Genomic DNA, 15,853 nt, shown 5'->3' with positions numbered 1-15,853 from the left:
GCCCGACGGCTGTTTGAGTTGATTATTTGGGCGCCCTTCATGGGCAGAGGCGGCTTTGAAATGGCTTTGATCGTACAGAAATTTGGAGGCACCTCGGTCGGCACTGTCGAGAGAATCGAGCAGGTCGCCGACAAGGTTAAGAAATTCCGCGATGCCGGCGATGACCTGGTGGTCGTGCTGTCTGCAATGAGCGGCGAAACCAACCGTCTGATCGATCTGGCCAAGCAAATCAGTGGTGACGGTCAACCGGTTCCGCGTGAGCTGGACGTGATTGTTTCCACCGGTGAGCAGGTGACGATTGCCCTGTTGGCCATGGCGCTGATCAAGCGCGGTGTGCCGGCGGTGTCGTACACCGGTAATCAGGTGCGGATCCTGACGGACAGCGCACACAATAAAGCGCGTATCTTGCAGATTGATGACCAGAAGATTCGCGGTGATCTGAAGGCAGGCCGCGTTGTTGTTGTCGCCGGATTCCAGGGTGTCGACGAGCACGGCAATATCACCACGCTGGGTCGTGGCGGTTCGGACACTACCGGTGTGGCATTGGCTGCAGCGCTGAAAGCTGATGAATGCCAGATCTACACCGATGTCGATGGTGTCTACACCACCGACCCGCGTGTGGTGCCGGTGGCTCAGCGTCTGGACAAGATCACCTTCGAAGAAATGCTGGAAATGGCCAGCCTCGGTTCCAAGGTGTTGCAGATCCGTGCGGTGGAATTCGCCGGCAAGTACAACGTACCGCTGCGCGTACTGCACAGCTTCAAAGAGGGTCCGGGCACCCTCATTACTATTGATGAAGAGGAAACCATGGAACAGCCGATCATTTCCGGCATCGCTTTCAATCGCGATGAAGCCAAGCTGACCATCCGTGGCGTGCCAGACACCCCGGGTGTGGCGTTCAAGATTCTTGGTCCGATCAGTGCCGCGAACATCGAAGTCGACATGATCGTGCAGAACGTTGCGCACGATAACACCACCGACTTCACCTTCACCGTGCACCGCAATGACTTCCAGGCCGCACAGACCGTGCTGGAAAACACCGCTCGCGAGATCGGTGCCCGTGAAGTGGTTGGCGACATCAAGATTGCCAAGGTCTCGATCGTCGGTGTCGGCATGCGTTCCCACGCAGGTGTGGCCAGCCGCATGTTCGAATCGCTGGCCAAAGAAAGCATCAACATCCAGATGATCTCGACGTCGGAAATCAAGGTTTCCGTGGTCATTGAAGAGAAGTACCTGGAACTGGCCGTGCGCGCCCTGCACACGGCTTTCGAACTGGATGCTCCGGCCCGTCAGGGCGAGTAATTCCGCTTCTTGAAGGGCGCGGTCTGACCGCGCCCTTTATTTTTTGAATGGCGCGAGCCCTGATCTGTTCTTTTGCTCGCGCTGGTCAATACTCAGGCATGTAGGGCTACGATCGCTCTGGTTGTAGGTCGGGTGCCTTTTTTTTGCAGACTGTTGTCCCTGAACTGAATTGCGTAAGGAGAAAGGTATGCTGATTCTGACTCGTCGGTGCGCAGAAAGCCTGATTATCGGTGATGGCGAAATCACCGTGACCGTGCTCGGCGTTAAAGGAAATCAAGTGCGTATCGGCGTCAACGCCCCGAAAGAGGTTGCCGTGCACCGTGAAGAAATTTACCTGCGTATAAAGAAAGAGAAGGACGAAGAACCAAGCCATTAATTTTTATCGATTTTTATGTTTGCAAACGGGGAAGAAGCTGGTTAATATACGCCCCGTGTTGCGGAGAGCTGGCCGAGTGGCCGAAGGCGCTCCCCTGCTAAGGGAGTACACCTCAAAAGGGTGTCGGGGGTTCGAATCCCCCGTTCTCCGCCATTATTTGCTTAGTACGTCGTAATCTGGCTTTTTCGGTAAGTTGTTGAAATTACTAGAAAAAGTGGTTGGAATAGAGATTAGACGGGCTATAATGCGGCGCAACAAATGCACTCGTAGCTCAGCTGGATAGAGTACTCGGCTACGAACCGAGCGGTCACAGGTTCGAATCCTGTCGAGTGCACCATTTAAGAGTCAGTTACAGCAATGTAAGTGACTTGCTTCAACCAGGTGTGATCTGGTCTAAAAAACACAAATGCACTCGTAGCTCAGCTGGATAGAGTACTCGGCTACGAACCGAGCGGTCACAGGTTCGAATCCTGTCGAGTGCACCATTTAAGAGTTAGTTGCAGCAATGTAAGTAACTCGGTTGCAGCCAGTTGTGGTCTGGTCTAAAAACACAAAATGCACTCGTAGCTCAGCTGGATAGAGTACTCGGCTACGAACCGAGCGGTCACAGGTTCGAATCCTGTCGAGTGCACCATATAACGAAAAGCCCGCGTTTAACGCGGGCTTTTTGCTGTCCGGGATTTGGCTTTCGCCTTCACGCATCCTCTCTCATCAAAATCGACTTGAGCACTTCGGCCTCGTTTGAGGTCGTACCGATAGCTTGTCGTCGATGTCCGAATATTCACCTTGTCCGGTTTGCCGAGCGCGCTTTCTACATCCTGCTGACTCATGCCGGCAATCACGCGTCGATTGATGATCGCTTCGCGGCGTTGTCTGGCGTCGATCAGATTTCCGCATTTGTCTTGTGTACGACCAACGATGCCCGGTTCGCGGCCTGTGTTTTTCATACCGGATATTTCTTCGTGGTTGTGCTCCGGCATGATTGCCACGACCGATCCGGGGAGGTAGGGGTGAACTTCCTGTACGGAAAGTTTTTCACCGTTCGCGCAGCTCATCGACGTGAACGTGATACTTCCGTCGGTTGCTTCGCAACGATGAAGGCTGGTTGCAGCCCCGGCAGGCGGCAGGCAGAGAAGGCTTGCGAGTAAAAAGCGGGATGGTTTCGATGGCATTCGATGTCCTCCATGACGATCTTGGTTCAAGGGTAGTCGCTGCAATCTTCTGCGCTGGTGTGTTTTCTTTTCAGGATGAGTCGTCGCACTTACATGGATCAGGATGGCGCTCAGGTTTGTCTCGCAAGCGCTTGTTTCAGCCACGATTTTTTAACGTGTTAAACCGTCAGGCGGTGTATCATTGCGCCCGTCAGCCCCGCCGGGGCTTATGGAAAACCTCCATGGACTTACCCAGTAGCTACTCAGTACCCCGTTTTTCCAATCATGAATTGACTGATTGATCCTTCCGGCGTGCCCCGCTGCTGGGAGTGGAGTTCGCCTATGTCTGAAATCGAAGTAAAGAAAACACAGGAAAGCCTGCAGGACCGCCTGGCTCAGGTCGTCGAGTTGCTGCAGCGCCAACGGGTCGTTGAAGACCTGACTCACCGCCAGGAAGGCGCGCATCACGACCGGGTGGAAAACCTGGTTCACCGGCAAAATCTGGTCGAGCTGCAACGCAAGCTCGATGACCTGCACTCCGCCGACGTCGCCTACATACTTGAAGCCTTGCCGCTGGACGATCGTCTGACGCTTTGGCAACTGGTCAAGGCCGATCGCGACGGCGACATTCTTCTCGAAGTATCCGATTCCGTCCGTGAAACGCTGATCGCCGACATGGACGATCACGAGCTCCTGGCTGCTGCCAAGGACATGGACGCCGACGAACTTGCTGACCTGGCCTCCGAGCTGCCGCGAGACGTCGTCCATGGGCTCATGGAGAGCCTCGATAACCAGCAGCGCGAGCGTGTACGTTCGGCCCTGTCTTATGACGAGGACCAGGTCGGTGCGCTGATGGACTTCGAGATGGTGACTATCCGTGAGGATGTCAGCCTTGAAGTGGTTCTGCGGTACCTGCGTCGTCTCAAAGAGTTGCCGGGTCATACCGACAAGCTGTTCGTGGTCGATTACGACGGCGTGCTCAAAGGCGTGCTGCCGATCAAGCGTTTGCTGGTCAATGATCCGGAAAAGCAGGTTGCCGAGGTGATGGCCAGCGATCCGGTGAGTTTCCACCCGGACGAAGACGCCTACGACGCCGCACAAGCGTTCGAGCGTTACGACTTGATCTCTGCCCCTGTGGTCGACAAGACCGGCAAGCTGATCGGTCGTCTGACCATCGACGAAATGGTCGACCTGATTCGTGAAGAGAGCGAAAGCGAAGTTCTCAACATGGCCGGTCTGCGTGAAGAGGAAGACATCTTCGCCTCCGTGTGGAAATCACTGCGCAACCGTTGGGCTTGGCTGGCGATCAATTTGATTACCGCGTTCGTCGCCTCTCGAGTGATTGGCTTGTTCGAAGGCTCGATCGAGAAATTGGTAGCGCTCGCAGCGCTGATGCCGATTGTGGCGGGTATCGGCGGTAACTCCGGTAATCAGACGATCACCATGATTGTGCGGGCCATGGCGCTGGATCAGGTGAGCACCGGCAACACTTCACGGTTGATGCGTAAAGAATTGGCAGTCGGGCTGATCAACGGTCTGGTCTGGGGCGGGGTGATTGGCGTAGTCGCTTACCTGCTTTATGGCAGTTGGTCGCTGGGCGTGGTGATGACGGCGGCAATGACGCTCAATCTGTTGCTCGCTGCACTCATGGGTGTCTTCATTCCCATGACTTTGGCGAAGATGGGCCGCGACCCTGCAATGGGTGCGAGCGTGATGATCACCGCAGTGACGGACAGTGGTGGCTTCTTCATTTTCCTGGGGTTGGCAACAATCTTCCTGCTCTGATCTGCTGCAATGAAACAGCCCGCCAAATTGGCGGGCTTTTTTATATCTGTGAAAACGGCCAAGCCAAATCCCAGGCAAAAAAAAGCCAGCAATCATGCTGGCTTGATATGTTCGATATGACTCAGGACGCGTCTGCGGCCATTTCGGCGTCGTGTGCAATCAAGGACACCAATGCGTTCTGTTGACGGTGAGACAGCTGGCGGAAGCGTTGCAGCAGTTCGCGTTCGTGCAACGACAGCTCAGGGCTGTCCAGGCGCATGCTCAGCTCTTCGCCCAATGCACCTTCCTGAATAAGACTCTGCTCAAGGCGCGCAATGATTTCAGAGTTCATGCTGCGATGATGATTGCGAGCCACCTCGGCAATGCGTTCACGCATTCCGTCTGGCAGACGTACGACAAACTTGTCAGCCGTACGGCTGGAATAAATTGCCTGTTTCAATGGGCGCATATATTTAACCGGTTAGTTCAGGGGAGCGGTTCTCGGGATTGGCCGCAGGATGTGTGGTAGGACACGCATTTGCGCCAAATGGTTCAACCTGAATTGTTAAGAGGCCCGCATCATGCCTCAAAATTGCCAGATCATTGGCGTCAATTCTGTGACAAATATTGATCCGGATAAAGGCTTAATGCCAGCACCAATTATCAGAAATGCGGACTGGTTTGAAAACTTTGTCCTGAGTTGCATCGCTGTTCGCCTCCTGACGCACAACCGTTGATGTCCAAAGACGTCAGAAGGTGCATGCTATGTGGCTTTCGATCCTTGTCCCTTATCTATACAGGATAGTGGCATTTTGCCGATTTACTAGCGCTGAAGCATGCCGGAGGGCGTTTTCGAGATGGATGGCAGGCTTATTTATCTGATGGGGCCGTCAGGTTCCGGCAAAGACAGCCTGATTGAGGCTGCACGTGAGCCATTGCGCATGCTCGGCTGCGAAGTGATACGCCGAGTGATTACGCGATCGGCCGAATCGGTAGGCGAGGATGCGATCGGCGTGACACCGCAAGAGTTCGAAAGACGTCAGCGCGCAGGAGATTTTTCCCTGGCGTGGCAGGCCAATGGACTTGCCTATGGCATTCCTGCGCAAATGGATCAATGGCTCAAGGATGGGCGGCACGTGCTGGTAAACGGCTCTCGCGCCAACCTGCGAAAAGCCCTGGAGTGCTATCCGACGCTGTTGCCGATTTTGCTGACAGTCAAGGATGAGGTGTTGCATGAGCGCCTGCTTAGACGTGGCCGTGAGACGTCTGAGCAAATTGATGCGAGGCTGGCTCGCAACGCTCTGTTCAAGGACAGGCGATCAACTGACGACGTTGTTTACCTGATAGACAACTCGGGTGACCTGGCTGACGCGGTCAGCCATCTACTGGACTTGATCCAACTCAACGCAGAACCGGATCAAACTTGAATTTGCGCCCGGCCACCAGTGCCAATACGAACAACACCGCAAACACGCCACAGCCAACCAGAGGCAGGGTGATTTCGGTTTCCTCGAACAGCGAAAAATGCAATACGCCACTGACTAAGGCGAGGATCAGAAATCCTGCAGCTGATTTGGACATGCTGTACTCCTGAAGATATTTCAAAAAACCAGACGTTCGGTAGCGTGAGATGACAATGCCTGCTCAGGCTCGCTGACCGCCTGTGGGACAAAACTTCGCTGATCGCTTAAAACCGCCAACTGCGGGGCTCTTTGCACCTGCAAATAATGCGGCATGCGTTGAGCCACCGACTCCGGCGCAGCTCGCTCGGGCAAAAAGTGAAAACCCATTAAAACCGCGAATGCAATTGCGTTTGCAAGCAAGAGAGTGCTGTTCATGGGGCGGTGCTCCGGTTGTTCTTCTATAGAACAGACAAAGCAGCCGTCGTGCCAACAGTCTAACCGCTGTTAAGTCCTTTAAAAACAAGGATTTGAGAGGGTTTTTCAATCGTTGCGGGTTGCAATCTGCAATGCTGGCGTTTTGGGATAGTGCAAAATGCACGGTAAAGCCTCCCGCAGCGTTGCGAGGCGCTTGCCTACACTTAAAAAGCCCTACGGACGACATGACAAATCGGGGCCCTGCCGTTAACATGCACGCCGTCCGTCGCGCAGCGTCTGCTGCCGACAACTCAGTGTCTCAGTAGCTCAATTGGATAGAGCATCCCCCTCCTAAGGGGAAGGTTGGCAGTTCGAACCTGCCCTGGGACACCATATATTTCAGGCCTTCTGGCCACTTTTCTGCCAGCCGCGTTCCCTGCGATAGCAGCGCGGCAGCAGCAGGATAAAATAAAGCCCCTTTCAGAATGATCTGGAAGGGGCTTTTTCGTATTCACGGTTTAAGGATGTTGCCAATGGATGGCCTGAAAATACTGTTCATCGTTTCGCTTGGATTTTTATCGCTGATCCAAGCGTCGCGATCCTTTGCAGATAATGTCAGTGGGAAGAACCTCTATTCACAGCGGTGCGCCATGTGCCACGGGACAGATCTCAAAGCAACAGGGCCACTGGCTGATAAAAGCAATCCACCTACGCCTGATCTGACAACATCCGCTTTCAAACAGCGACTGAAGGCCTATCCGGGCGTTATCGTGTCATCAATAATTCTTCGCCCAAACGGGGATTTGATCCCGCGGACCTTGCAAGAGAATGGTGTAACGCTGGCGCCGCACGCTTGGACGGTTAAGGATTTTCGCGATTTGAATCAGTACATGAGTGGTGTGATTTCAAAAAGTCGGTGATTTCAGATGAAGCAAAGCCCCGCACAGCGTCAGTTGTCGTGGCTTTTTCATGTGCAGGCATCGGGACTATTGCTCAGCGCCACCTCCGGGTTTGCCGATTGAAGTGCTTATCTCGGTAATGCGCCGACGGCCGTTGACCTTATAGTCGAGCTCTTGTTCTGCCTCGCCCGGTTTGCGCACGGTTACTTGCGCGTACAAGCCATCCTTAGCGCTGTAGGTGCCGAACCAGTTATTCATTCTCGCAATAAAACACTCACCACCGGTGATCACCGGGAAGTCGGCGACTGGCTCGATGGCGTAATAGCCTGCTCCGTAGCCGTAATATTCCTCGACGTCTGTGGCGGACGCAGGAATGGGGCAGAGGGGCTTTCTTTCTTGACCTGTGTCGGGCGTGTCTTCCTCGACGGTGGCCAGGCCTTGGGCAAGTGCCCGGTGCAGGTCCGGCTTCAGTTTGTAAGTTTTTTTGTGATCATCATCAGGCTGAGTGCGGGGGATGCTGAGTCGATAGCGGTAGCGAACCGTCAGCGTGGGCACTTCGCGGTTTACCTGCAACGGACTGAGCAGGTAGACATTATCAATGCCGTACCCACCGTCGCGATAGGCGGCGTAAACCTTGCCGCGAATGCTGATCCAGTTCACGGACTGGTTGGCGCCGCGATCATTGGTGGAGTAGAGGGCGCCGCCAATGGATTCTCCCTCCGACGCCTGCGTCCTGCGGGTGAACTGGTCGCCGTCGCGGCGATAGGTTCCAACGAAAGTGAACAGGCCGGTGCCGCCGCTGTAGGTCTGAACAATCAGGTCACGTTGCCCATCACTGTCCAGATCCAGCAGCGTGAATGATGTCGGGCCCTGTGCGGTGTCAGCCTCGAAATCAGTGGCGCTCAAAGCCTTCCACTCATCTCGGGAAACGCCTTTGGGGATGGCTTTCGGGAAGTGGGTTTTATCAGAATACTGATCGGCGTCCGGCTCTGCAGAAAATGTGGTTTCAGGGCTTTTTAACGACAGTGAAGCGAGTGCCCGTTCCAGGGCAAACTCCGGATCATTTTTACTGATTGCCCGAATACTGTTTTGCAGATCATCCAATACCTGTTTATCGACGCCACTCGGCTGATGGGCGACAACTTCTGTCCACTGCGCATGCAAAACCTTCAGTTGCTCGCGGTAGCGTTGATCCAGGCAGGCGACATCTTCAGCGCAATCGTTGCGCGCTTTCAACCAAAGCCGCTGAGTACGTTTGAGCTCGGGTTGTGCCTCGACAGAAGCCTTCATCAAACCCCGATAAACCGTCCCCATCTGCGCATCCAGTTCATACAAACCTTTATTCGCGCAGATAGTGGTTTCAACGGCAGTCGCCGCCTTGCTGCAGTCCATTGCGTTCGCCATTGCCTGCTGGAGAAACAGCAGCGCACAGGCGGACACGATGTAGCGTCCTTTGATGTACACGAAGTAAGCCTTGTAGTGAGAGTTGTGCAGGCGCGCAGAGTAATCGCAGTGCGAGGAATCTTGAAGCGCGAGCTTCAGGGAACGCCACTTCTGGCCGATAACACAAACGGTGACTTCAAAGTCGCGTGAAATCGCTTGATAGCATTTTGCCGCCGGCTATCATCTCCGCGCCCGAAATTGCCCTCACTTCAATTGCCTGGAAATCCTCGATGCTGTCGTATCACCAAAAGCGTTTTCTGATCGTCGATGATTTCTCGGATTTTCGCAGTTCCGTGCGCTCAATGTTGCGCGAACTGGGCGTCAAGGACGTGGATACGGCGGACACCGGCGAGCAGGCGCTGAAGATGTGTGCGCAGAAGTCCTACGATTTCATCCTGCAGGATTTCCACCTCGGCGACGGTAAAAAGAACGGCCAGCAAGTCCTCGAAGACTTGATGGTGGAAAAGCTCATCAGCCATGAAGCAGTGTTCGTCATGGTGACCGCCGAGACCAGTCAGGCGATGGTGCTCAGTGCTCTTGAGCATGAGCCGGATGCCTACCTGACCAAACCGTTCAACCGCTCGGGCCTGGCTCAGCGCCTTGAGCGTCTGGAGCAGCGCAAGACGTTGCTCAAGCCGATTCTGCAAGCCCTCGATCGTGGCAAACCGGTCGAGGTGCTCAATGCCTGCATCGCCCTGTGCAAGCAGGACATCCGCTATTCGCCGCTGTGCCTGCGTTACCGCGCCGATGCGCTGCGCGACCTGAATCAGAACGAAGCGCTGGAGCGTCTGTACGACAGCATCATTGCTGATCGACCGTTGCCTTGGGCTTTTGCCGGGTTGGGCAAGTTGTTGTTCAAGCGTGGCCAGGTTGCACAAGCCAAAGGCGTGTACGAGAAAGCCCTGAAAGTATTCCCGTTGATGCCGTCGCTGTATGACGGCATGGCCGATGTGCTGGTTGCCGAGGGCGATACCAAAGGCGCGCAGCGGGTGCTGGAAGAGGCGATCCGGTTGTCGCCACTGGCGGTGCGTCGACAGGCGTTGCTGGGCAAACTGGCGATGGCCAACGAAGATTTCGACACCGCCTCGCGCGCTTATCGTCAGGCCGTGGCGCAGGGCGCGCAGTCGCGATTCAAGGATGCAGAAAGCAACCTCGGCCTGGCCCACGCCTTGATCAGCAAGGGCAGCGAGCGCGGTCTCGACACCCGCACGCGGCTCGAGATCAACACCACGCTCAGCGCTGTGGCCAAAGAGAACCCGAGCGATCCGGGCCTGCAGATTCGGGCGCGTCTGATGAAGGCCACCAGCCTGCTGCTCAACGATGCCGAAACCGCTGACAAGCTTACCGAGCAGGCAATGATGCGCCTCGACGGCATGGAGCAGTTCATGAGTCCGGAGGCAGCGCTGCTGGTCGCCAAGCAGTTGCAGATGCTCGGTCAGGCCGAGGCGGGCAACTCGATGCTCAAGAGCTGTGCGGAGATCTACGGCGACGATCCGGCGGTGATGAAAGACATTGCCAAGCTCACCGATGACCCGACTATCCTCAGTTCCAGCAACGCCGCCGCCGACCTCAATCGTCAGGGCGTGCGCGTGTACAAGACCGGCAATCTGGTGGAGGCCCGCGAGGTGTTCCGCAAGGCGCTGAAGATGCAACCGAAGAACATCAGTATTGCGCTGAACATGGCCCAGTCGCTGCTGCACGGCACCGACACCAGTGTGCCGTCGGCGGAGCTGGAAGAATGTCGGGCCTGCCTGAAAATGGTCGGCCTGATGCCCGACACCGACGCGCGTCATGCGCGTTATCAGAAGCTGAAAAGCAAGGCGTTTGGCGAATGAACCAAGACGAGCAGGCTCTGGATTTTTCCACGGTGATCGCCTCCACCGTCCACGACATGAAGAACTCGCTGGCCATGCTCATGCAGGCCCACAGCCAATGGCTGGCGCGTCTGCCGCAGGCTCAGCGCGAAGGCTCGGAGCAGGGCGTGATCGACTTCGAGTTCGCCCACCTCAACGGCATGCTGGTGCAACTGCTCGGGCTGTATAAGCTCGGCGTCAACCAGATGCCGTTACAGCCTGCGTACCACGAACTCGATGATTTCATCGAGGCGCAACTGGCGGCGCATCAAGAAGTGTTCGCCAGTCGCGGGATCATCGCGACCTATGAAGTTGATCCGCTGATTCCGCTGGGTTTCTTCGATCGCGAATTGGTCGCTTCGGTGTTGGGCAACTGCATCAATAACGCCATCCGTTACGCCCGCGAGTCGTTGCTGATCAGCGTAAGCGACGAGGCCGGACAATTGGTGATAAGCATCAACGATGACGGCGACGGTTATCCGGCCCAGATGCTCGAACGTCAGGCCGACTACGTGCAGGGCATCAATCACAGCAGCGGCAGCACCGGGCTAGGCCTGTATTTCGCCAATCGAATTGCGGCGTTGCATCAGCGCAATGGCGTTGAAGGGCGCACCGAAATCGGCAATGGCGGGCCATTGGGTGGCGGAGTGTTCAGTCTCTATCTCCCCTGACACCCGCTCTGCGTCATGTGAGCTGCCGGAGGCTCGGGGCGCGATCGGACGATCTTTTGATATTGAAAAAGCAACATCAAAAGATCGCAGCCTGCGGCAGCTCCTACATGGGGCATGGGATTTTGTTTGACGCTGCTTGATATTGCGAACAGCCGGAGCCTATTTTGTACGGGTCGCCGTTCGCGGCTCGCACAATAACAAGGATTGCGTCATGACAACCGATGGCCAGCGTTCACTCGCACAGCGACTGACGGGCATTGATGAGATTGAATGTGTCACGCCGGATTTGAACGGCGTACCACGGGGCAAGGTAATGACTGCCGAGGGTTTCCTCGAAGGGCGGCGCTTGCAGTTGGCGCGGGGTGTGCTGCTGCAATGCATCATGGGGGGGTATCCGCCGGCGCGGTTTTACGGCAGTGATGACGGCGACCTGGCGCTGATTGCCGAGCCAGACCAGATTCATCGCTTGCCGTGGAGCGACGAACCGCGGGCCCTGGCGATTTGCGATGCCGATGAGCTGACCGGCGAAAGCTCCAGTCTGTCGACCCGCGGACAGCTCAAGGCAGTCATCGCCCGTTACGCGGCGCGCGGCCTGGCACCGGTGGTGGCGACCGAACTGGAGTTCTTCGTGTTCGCGCCGAACACCGATCCAACCCAATCGTTTCGTCCGCCAGTCGGCCTCGATGGTCGCCGCGAGGATGGTTTGTCGGCGTTCAGCGTCAGTTCCAATAACGGTCTGCGGCCGTTCTTCAGCGAAGTGTATAAATGCATGGCGGCCCTCGGTTTGCCGCGCGATACCTTCATGCATGAAATGGGCGTCAGCCAGTTCGAGATCAACCTGCTGCATGGCGATCCGCTGCTGCTGGCCGACCAGACGTTCCTGTTCAAGCATCTGCTTAAAGAAGTCGCGCTCAAGCATGGCTTGACCGTGGTGTGCATGGCTAAGCCACTGGCGCACACGCCGGGCAGCTCGATGCATATTCACCAGAGCATCGTCGACATCGCCACCGGCAAAAACGTCTTCAGTGACGAGCACGGTGAGCCGACCGCGATGTTCCGCCACTTCATCGGCGGGCAGCAGGCCGGCATGGCCGATTTCACTGCACTGTTTGCACCCAATGTGAACTCGTACCAGCGCCTGTGCCATCCGTACGCGTCGCCGAACAACGCCTGCTGGTCGCACGATAACCGTGCGGCCGGGTTACGGATTCCGGCCAGTGCGCCGGTCGCACGTCGGGTGGAAAACCGTTTGCCGGGCGCCGATGCCAACCCCTATCTGGCGATCGCCGCCAGTCTGGCCGCCGGTTTGCATGGCATCGAGCATGAGCTTGAGCCGAGCGAAGCGATTCAGGGCGAGTTCGCGGTGCCGGACAATCTTTCGCTGCCGTGTACCTTGCACGCCGCGCTTGAGCGTCTGAAGCGTAGTCAATTGGCGAGGGAACTGTTTGGACAGGAGTTCATCGAAGGCTACATCGCTTCGAAGACCATGGAATTGACCAGCTTCTTTGATGAAATAACTCCCTGGGAACGGCGTGTTCTAGCAGCCCAGGCCTGACGTACCATCGTCACCGGGCTATCGTTCTGGTAGCCCGATCTTTACTGCAAGGAGCCGCTCGGAACGCCGATGCGCCAAATCTGGAAATCCTTTCGAGCGCTGTATTTCGCCTCGCTGATGATGTTGATCGGCTCGGGCCTTTTGTCTACTTATCTGGCATTGCGTCTGGCCGCCGAGAATGTCGACGGACTGTGGGTCGGTGCGCTGATGGCGGCCAACTATTTCGGCCTGGTGCTGGGCGGCAAGATCGGCCATCGGTTGATCGCCCGGGTCGGTCATATCCGGGCGTATTCCGCGTGTGCCGGGATCGTCGGTGCGGCGGTACTTGGCCACGGCATGGTCGATTGGTTGCCGGCGTGGCTGGTGCTGCGGACCATCGTCGGTCTGGGCATGATGTGCCAATACATGGTGATCGAGAGCTGGCTCAATGAGCAGGCTGATGCCAATCAACGTGGGTTGGTGTTCAGCGGCTACATGATTGCCTCGTACCTGGGGCTGGTGCTCGGTCAGCTGATTCTGGTCATGCACCCGGGTCTGGGTCTGGAACTGCTGATGCTGGTCGCGCTGTGCTTTGCCCTGTGCCTGGTGCCAGTGACGCTGACCCGGCGGATTCACCCGGCGCCACTGCATCCGGCACCGATGGAGCCGCGCTTCTTTATCAAGCGCGTGCCGCAGTCGTTGAGCACGGTGCTCGGTGCGGGATTGATCATCGGCGCGTTCTACGGTCTGGCACCTTTGTATGCGTCGCAGCAGGGGCTGTCGACCGAGCAGGTCGGTCTGTTCATGGGTAGCTGCATCTTTGCCGGGCTGCTGGTGCAGTGGCCGTTGGGCTGGCTGTCTGATCGTTATGACCGCGCGCTGCTGATCCGTTGCTTCGCCGGTTTCCTTGCGGTGGCGGCGTTGCCATTGGCGATCATGCCGCAGGTGCCGTTGGAGGTGCTGTTCGTGGTCGGCTTCTTTTGCTCGCTGGTGCAGTTCTGTCTGTATCCGTTGGCGGTGGCGTTTTCCAACGACCACGTCGAAGGTGATCGGCGCGTGTCGCTGACGGCGATGCTGCTGGTCACTTACGGGGTGGGTGCGAGTATTGGGCCATTGCTGGCGGGCGTACTGATGAAGTTTCTCGGCAGTCAGAGCCTGTATGCGTTCTTCAGCTTCTTTGCGCTGGTGCTGGTGTGGCGAATCCGCCCGAAAGCGGTGACCAATCTGCATCAGGTCGACGACGCGCCGCTGCATCACGTGGCGATGCCGGACAGCATGTCGAGTTCGCCGCTGGTCGCTGCGCTTGATCCGCGAGTGGATGAGCAGGTGGTGCAGGAGCAGATGCAGAATCCGGTGTCGCCGGAACCAGAGCCGGAGCCTGAAACAGAGCCTGAATCTCCATCTGAGCCAGAAGCAAGCCCCGATGACGACGGCGAAAAACCAACACCGGATATCAGCGGTGCCAGGCCTTGAATAAGGCAGAGCAAGCAACTGAGGATTTCGGAGTTGCGCAGGCTTTTGTGGCGAGGGGATTTATCCCCGATGGGCTGCGCAGCGGCCCAAATCCTTTTGACCTGATCTCACTGATACACCGCATTGAATGGTTCTTGGGGGTGCTTCGCGCCCCATCGGGGATAAATCCCCTCGCCACAGGGATTTCCTAGCGCTTCAATCCTTTGGCAGACATAAAAAAGGGCAGTCACCGCGAGGTGACTGCCCTTTTTATTGGCGCGTACGACTCACATATCGTCTTTGTCGAAACGCCGTGCTTCACGTTGCAACTGATAGACGAAACGCTCGACGTTGCGCGCGGCCGGGCCACTGATGTTGTGGAAACGCAGGCCGGCGAAGGTGATGTTGAGTTTTTCTTCGAAGTGCAGATAGCGCAGTTCGACGGAAATCGGCTGATTGCCGAACAGTGGCGGGGCGATCATGCGGTCGTAGACCTGGCCCAGTTGCAGCCGGTCAGTGATGTCGCCTTCAAAGCGCAGTTTGCAACCGGTGGCGGAAATATCCAGCAGTTTGCCCTGGATCGGCGCCTTGAGCTTTTCGCCACCCAGTTCAACGCTGACCAGGTCGGTCAGTTTCAGTGCTGCGCGAAACGCGTTGCGGCGCTGGTGATAAACCACTTCGGTCGGCAGCTCGCCGGTGTAAAAGCGGTCGCCGTCGGATTCTTCGATGTTCAGCGTACCGTTGCATTCCCAAGCAATGCGTACGCCATCATGGAAGCCTTCAACCCTGAACGGTTCACCGGCCAGCAGAAAGCGTTCGCCGTCACGCGGGATCATTTCGTCCAGAGCGATCGAGGCGCTGTCGCGGTCTACTTTGATCAGGTAGCTCTGGAAGCGCTGGCTGCGCTCATGGAACGTGATGATCAGCGGGTCGTGACTGTCTTGCAGTTGACGCAGGTTGCTGGAGATTTCCAGGGGCGTGGTGAGCACCTTAGGTGGCTGCGGAGCATCATCCGCGCTTAGGGCGTTTGGCACGTTCTCTCAATCTCCAGACAAAATTTGACGATGAATGGCCAGCATTTTGCCAGCATGTTCCGCGTGTTGATAGTGCGAATGGCTCACGCCTGGCTGAAGGTGCGCGGCTTGACGGGTCTGGCGAAAGTGCCGCTGGCGTCATAAAGCGCTGGCGGTTCGCCCCCGGTGAGAATTTTCAACTGATTGGATGTCGCGGCCTGCTGGATCTGGATCGACTGGCCGTTCTTGGCGTTGGCTGCCTGGCACTGGCTGATGAGGTCAGTGAGGGCATCGCCCTGCGTCATCAACTGCTCGCCAATGCTCGACTGGCTGGCCAGTTGCTCGAGGCCTGTGCGGTCAGTCGGCAGGTTCAGGCTGGCGAGGATTTCGCTGCGCTTGCGGCCATGCTGTTCAAGCAGAATGATCAATGCCTGTTTGCGCGCCAGAATTTCTTCCAGCAAGGGCATGTCGCGACCGTGCAAGGCGAGGGCCTCGGTTTGCAGTAACTCCAGCAATTGTTGAGCTGGAGCAAAGTCGTCGTTGATCAGTTGCAGTAAATTAGTGTCGTGCATGGCTGG

16 protein-coding genes and 5 tRNA genes are annotated in these 15,853 nt (G+C 56.7%); 14 read left to right on the top strand and 7 right to left on the bottom strand.

Translation table 11 applies throughout. The features are described from left to right. The first annotated feature begins 60 nt into the window (after positions 1–60). The 6 genes from ACA061_RS19950 to ACA061_RS19925 all read left to right on the top strand — a co-directional run bounded on the left by ACA061_RS19950 (position 61) and on the right by ACA061_RS19925 (position 2,312). Positions 61–1,302, top strand: coding sequence for an aspartate kinase (locus tag ACA061_RS19950; protein ID WP_042560536.1), 1,242 nt, complete (start codon positions 61–63; stop codon positions 1,300–1,302). A gap of 187 nt (positions 1,303–1,489) precedes the next feature. Beyond that, positions 1,490–1,678, top strand: a complete 189-nt coding sequence (gene csrA / locus ACA061_RS19945) for a carbon storage regulator CsrA (RefSeq protein ID WP_002554426.1) — start codon at positions 1,490–1,492, stop codon at positions 1,676–1,678. A gap of 62 nt (positions 1,679–1,740) precedes the next feature. Then, a tRNA-Ser gene (locus ACA061_RS19940) sits at positions 1,741–1,831 on the top strand. 107 nt (positions 1,832–1,938) lie between these two features. Continuing rightward, positions 1,939–2,015, top strand: a tRNA-Arg gene (locus tag ACA061_RS19935). Between the two features lie 71 nt (positions 2,016–2,086). Further along, a tRNA-Arg gene (locus tag ACA061_RS19930) sits at positions 2,087–2,163 on the top strand. 72 nt (positions 2,164–2,235) lie between these two features. Beyond that, positions 2,236–2,312: transfer RNA gene (locus tag ACA061_RS19925), tRNA-Arg, on the top strand. A 19-nt stretch (positions 2,313–2,331) separates the two neighbouring features. Here ACA061_RS19925 and ACA061_RS19920 read toward each other — a convergent pair. Next, a complete protein-coding gene (locus tag ACA061_RS19920) occupies positions 2,332–2,850 on the bottom strand; it encodes a cell envelope protein SmpA (RefSeq protein ID WP_210554079.1) in 519 nt (172 codons plus the stop codon). A gap of 321 nt (positions 2,851–3,171) precedes the next feature. Between ACA061_RS19920 and mgtE the strand changes: the two genes are divergently transcribed. Beyond that, positions 3,172–4,614: a magnesium transporter gene (mgtE, locus tag ACA061_RS19915; protein ID WP_150592956.1), complete on the top strand. Its 1,443-nt coding sequence runs from the start codon at positions 3,172–3,174 to the stop codon at positions 4,612–4,614. A 121-nt stretch (positions 4,615–4,735) separates the two neighbouring features. On the opposite strand, the gene ACA061_RS19910 is transcribed toward mgtE, so the two are convergent. After that, positions 4,736–5,062: an Arc family DNA-binding protein gene (locus ACA061_RS19910; RefSeq protein WP_003178899.1), complete on the bottom strand. Its 327-nt coding sequence runs from the start codon at positions 5,060–5,062 to the stop codon at positions 4,736–4,738. 388 nt (positions 5,063–5,450) lie between these two features. Between ACA061_RS19910 and phnN the strand changes: the two genes are divergently transcribed. Next, the gene (gene phnN / locus ACA061_RS19905) at positions 5,451–6,020 is read left to right on the top strand and encodes a phosphonate metabolism protein/1,5-bisphosphokinase (PRPP-forming) PhnN (RefSeq protein ID WP_497301969.1); all 570 of its coding nucleotides are present in this window, start codon (positions 5,451–5,453) and stop codon (positions 6,018–6,020) included. Here the strand turns inward: phnN and ACA061_RS19900 are convergent. Both ACA061_RS19900 and ACA061_RS19895 read right to left on the bottom strand, forming a co-directional pair. Continuing rightward, on the bottom strand, positions 5,995–6,174 hold the full coding sequence (locus tag ACA061_RS19900; RefSeq protein WP_042560533.1) for a PA3371 family protein: 180 nt from the start codon (positions 6,172–6,174) through the stop codon (positions 5,995–5,997). The two genes, phnN and ACA061_RS19900, sit on opposite strands and share 26 nt — an antisense overlap. Before the next feature lie 20 nt (positions 6,175–6,194). After that, positions 6,195–6,431 (bottom strand): hypothetical protein, encoded by a 237-nt coding sequence (locus ACA061_RS19895; RefSeq protein ID WP_497299895.1) that lies wholly within the window; start codon positions 6,429–6,431, stop codon positions 6,195–6,197. Between the two features lie 295 nt (positions 6,432–6,726). Here ACA061_RS19895 and ACA061_RS19890 point away from each other — a divergent pair. Together ACA061_RS19890 and ACA061_RS19885 are read left to right on the top strand one after the other, a co-directional pair. Next, positions 6,727–6,803: transfer RNA gene (locus tag ACA061_RS19890), tRNA-Arg, on the top strand. Positions 6,804–6,943: 140 nt separating this feature from the next. Continuing rightward, entirely contained in the window at positions 6,944–7,330 is a 387-nt protein-coding gene (locus ACA061_RS19885; RefSeq protein ID WP_411959655.1) for a c-type cytochrome, read from the top strand. Between the two features lie 66 nt (positions 7,331–7,396). On the opposite strand, the gene ACA061_RS19880 is transcribed toward ACA061_RS19885, so the two are convergent. Beyond that, entirely contained in the window at positions 7,397–8,773 is a 1,377-nt protein-coding gene (locus ACA061_RS19880) for a lysozyme inhibitor LprI family protein (protein WP_210554076.1), read from the bottom strand. A gap of 209 nt (positions 8,774–8,982) precedes the next feature. On the opposite strand from ACA061_RS19880, the gene ACA061_RS19875 reads away from it, so the two are divergent. The 4 genes from ACA061_RS19875 to ACA061_RS19860 all read left to right on the top strand — a co-directional run bounded on the left by ACA061_RS19875 (position 8,983) and on the right by ACA061_RS19860 (position 14,283). Next, on the top strand, positions 8,983–10,587 hold the full coding sequence (locus ACA061_RS19875; RefSeq protein ID WP_150604270.1) for a tetratricopeptide repeat-containing response regulator: 1,605 nt from the start codon (positions 8,983–8,985) through the stop codon (positions 10,585–10,587). Continuing rightward, positions 10,584–11,276 (top strand): sensor histidine kinase, encoded by a 693-nt coding sequence (locus tag ACA061_RS19870; protein ID WP_150604269.1) that lies wholly within the window; start codon positions 10,584–10,586, stop codon positions 11,274–11,276. Before ACA061_RS19875 ends, ACA061_RS19870 begins: the two co-directional genes overlap by 4 nt. 313 nt (positions 11,277–11,589) lie before the next feature. After that, positions 11,590–12,831: a glutamine synthetase family protein gene (locus ACA061_RS19865; RefSeq protein WP_497301967.1), complete on the top strand. Its 1,242-nt coding sequence runs from the start codon at positions 11,590–11,592 to the stop codon at positions 12,829–12,831. 69 nt (positions 12,832–12,900) lie between these two features. Further along, positions 12,901–14,283 carry an MFS transporter gene (locus ACA061_RS19860; RefSeq protein WP_210700343.1) on the top strand — a complete coding sequence of 461 codons (1,383 nt, stop codon included), beginning with the start codon at positions 12,901–12,903 and terminating at the stop codon, positions 14,281–14,283. A 266-nt stretch (positions 14,284–14,549) separates the two neighbouring features. Here the strand turns inward: ACA061_RS19860 and ACA061_RS19855 are convergent, their stop codons facing one another. Both ACA061_RS19855 and ACA061_RS19850 read right to left on the bottom strand, forming a co-directional pair. Next, on the bottom strand, positions 14,550–15,296 hold the full coding sequence (locus tag ACA061_RS19855; RefSeq protein ID WP_210554073.1) for a flagellar brake protein: 747 nt from the start codon (positions 15,294–15,296) through the stop codon (positions 14,550–14,552). A gap of 83 nt (positions 15,297–15,379) precedes the next feature. After that, complete coding sequence (locus ACA061_RS19850; protein WP_042560524.1) at positions 15,380–15,847, bottom strand: flagella synthesis protein FlgN; 468 nt, start codon at positions 15,845–15,847, stop codon at positions 15,380–15,382. Between the last annotated feature and the right edge of the window lie 6 nt (positions 15,848–15,853).

The sequence above is a fragment of the Pseudomonas sp. LBUM1668 genome (assembly GCF_059695715.1).
This window is presented reverse-complemented; position numbering and strand designations above follow the sequence as displayed.

Excerpts from the sequence above, each read along its gene's own strand:
- ACA061_RS19950 (WP_042560536.1), top strand. The coding sequence starts at position 61 with ATGGCTTTGATCGTACAGAAATTTGGAGGCACCTCGGTCGGCACTGTC.
- csrA (WP_002554426.1), top strand. The coding sequence starts at position 1,490 with ATGCTGATTCTGACTCGTCGGTGCGCAGAAAGCCTGATTATCGGTGAT.
- ACA061_RS19920 (WP_210554079.1), bottom strand. The coding sequence starts at position 2,850 with ATGCCATCGAAACCATCCCGCTTTTTACTCGCAAGCCTTCTCTGCCTG.
- mgtE (WP_150592956.1), top strand. The coding sequence starts at position 3,172 with ATGTCTGAAATCGAAGTAAAGAAAACACAGGAAAGCCTGCAGGACCGC.
- ACA061_RS19910 (WP_003178899.1), bottom strand. The coding sequence starts at position 5,062 with ATGCGCCCATTGAAACAGGCAATTTATTCCAGCCGTACGGCTGACAAG.
- phnN (WP_497301969.1), top strand. The coding sequence starts at position 5,451 with ATGGATGGCAGGCTTATTTATCTGATGGGGCCGTCAGGTTCCGGCAAA.
- ACA061_RS19900 (WP_042560533.1), bottom strand. The coding sequence starts at position 6,174 with ATGTCCAAATCAGCTGCAGGATTTCTGATCCTCGCCTTAGTCAGTGGC.
- ACA061_RS19895 (WP_497299895.1), bottom strand. The coding sequence starts at position 6,431 with ATGAACAGCACTCTCTTGCTTGCAAACGCAATTGCATTCGCGGTTTTA.
- ACA061_RS19885 (WP_411959655.1), top strand. The coding sequence starts at position 6,944 with ATGGATGGCCTGAAAATACTGTTCATCGTTTCGCTTGGATTTTTATCG.
- ACA061_RS19875 (WP_150604270.1), top strand. The coding sequence starts at position 8,983 with ATGCTGTCGTATCACCAAAAGCGTTTTCTGATCGTCGATGATTTCTCG.
- ACA061_RS19870 (WP_150604269.1), top strand. The coding sequence starts at position 10,584 with ATGAACCAAGACGAGCAGGCTCTGGATTTTTCCACGGTGATCGCCTCC.
- ACA061_RS19865 (WP_497301967.1), top strand. The coding sequence starts at position 11,590 with ATGACTGCCGAGGGTTTCCTCGAAGGGCGGCGCTTGCAGTTGGCGCGG.
- ACA061_RS19860 (WP_210700343.1), top strand. The coding sequence starts at position 12,901 with ATGCGCCAAATCTGGAAATCCTTTCGAGCGCTGTATTTCGCCTCGCTG.
- ACA061_RS19850 (WP_042560524.1), bottom strand. The coding sequence starts at position 15,847 with ATGCACGACACTAATTTACTGCAACTGATCAACGACGACTTTGCTCCA.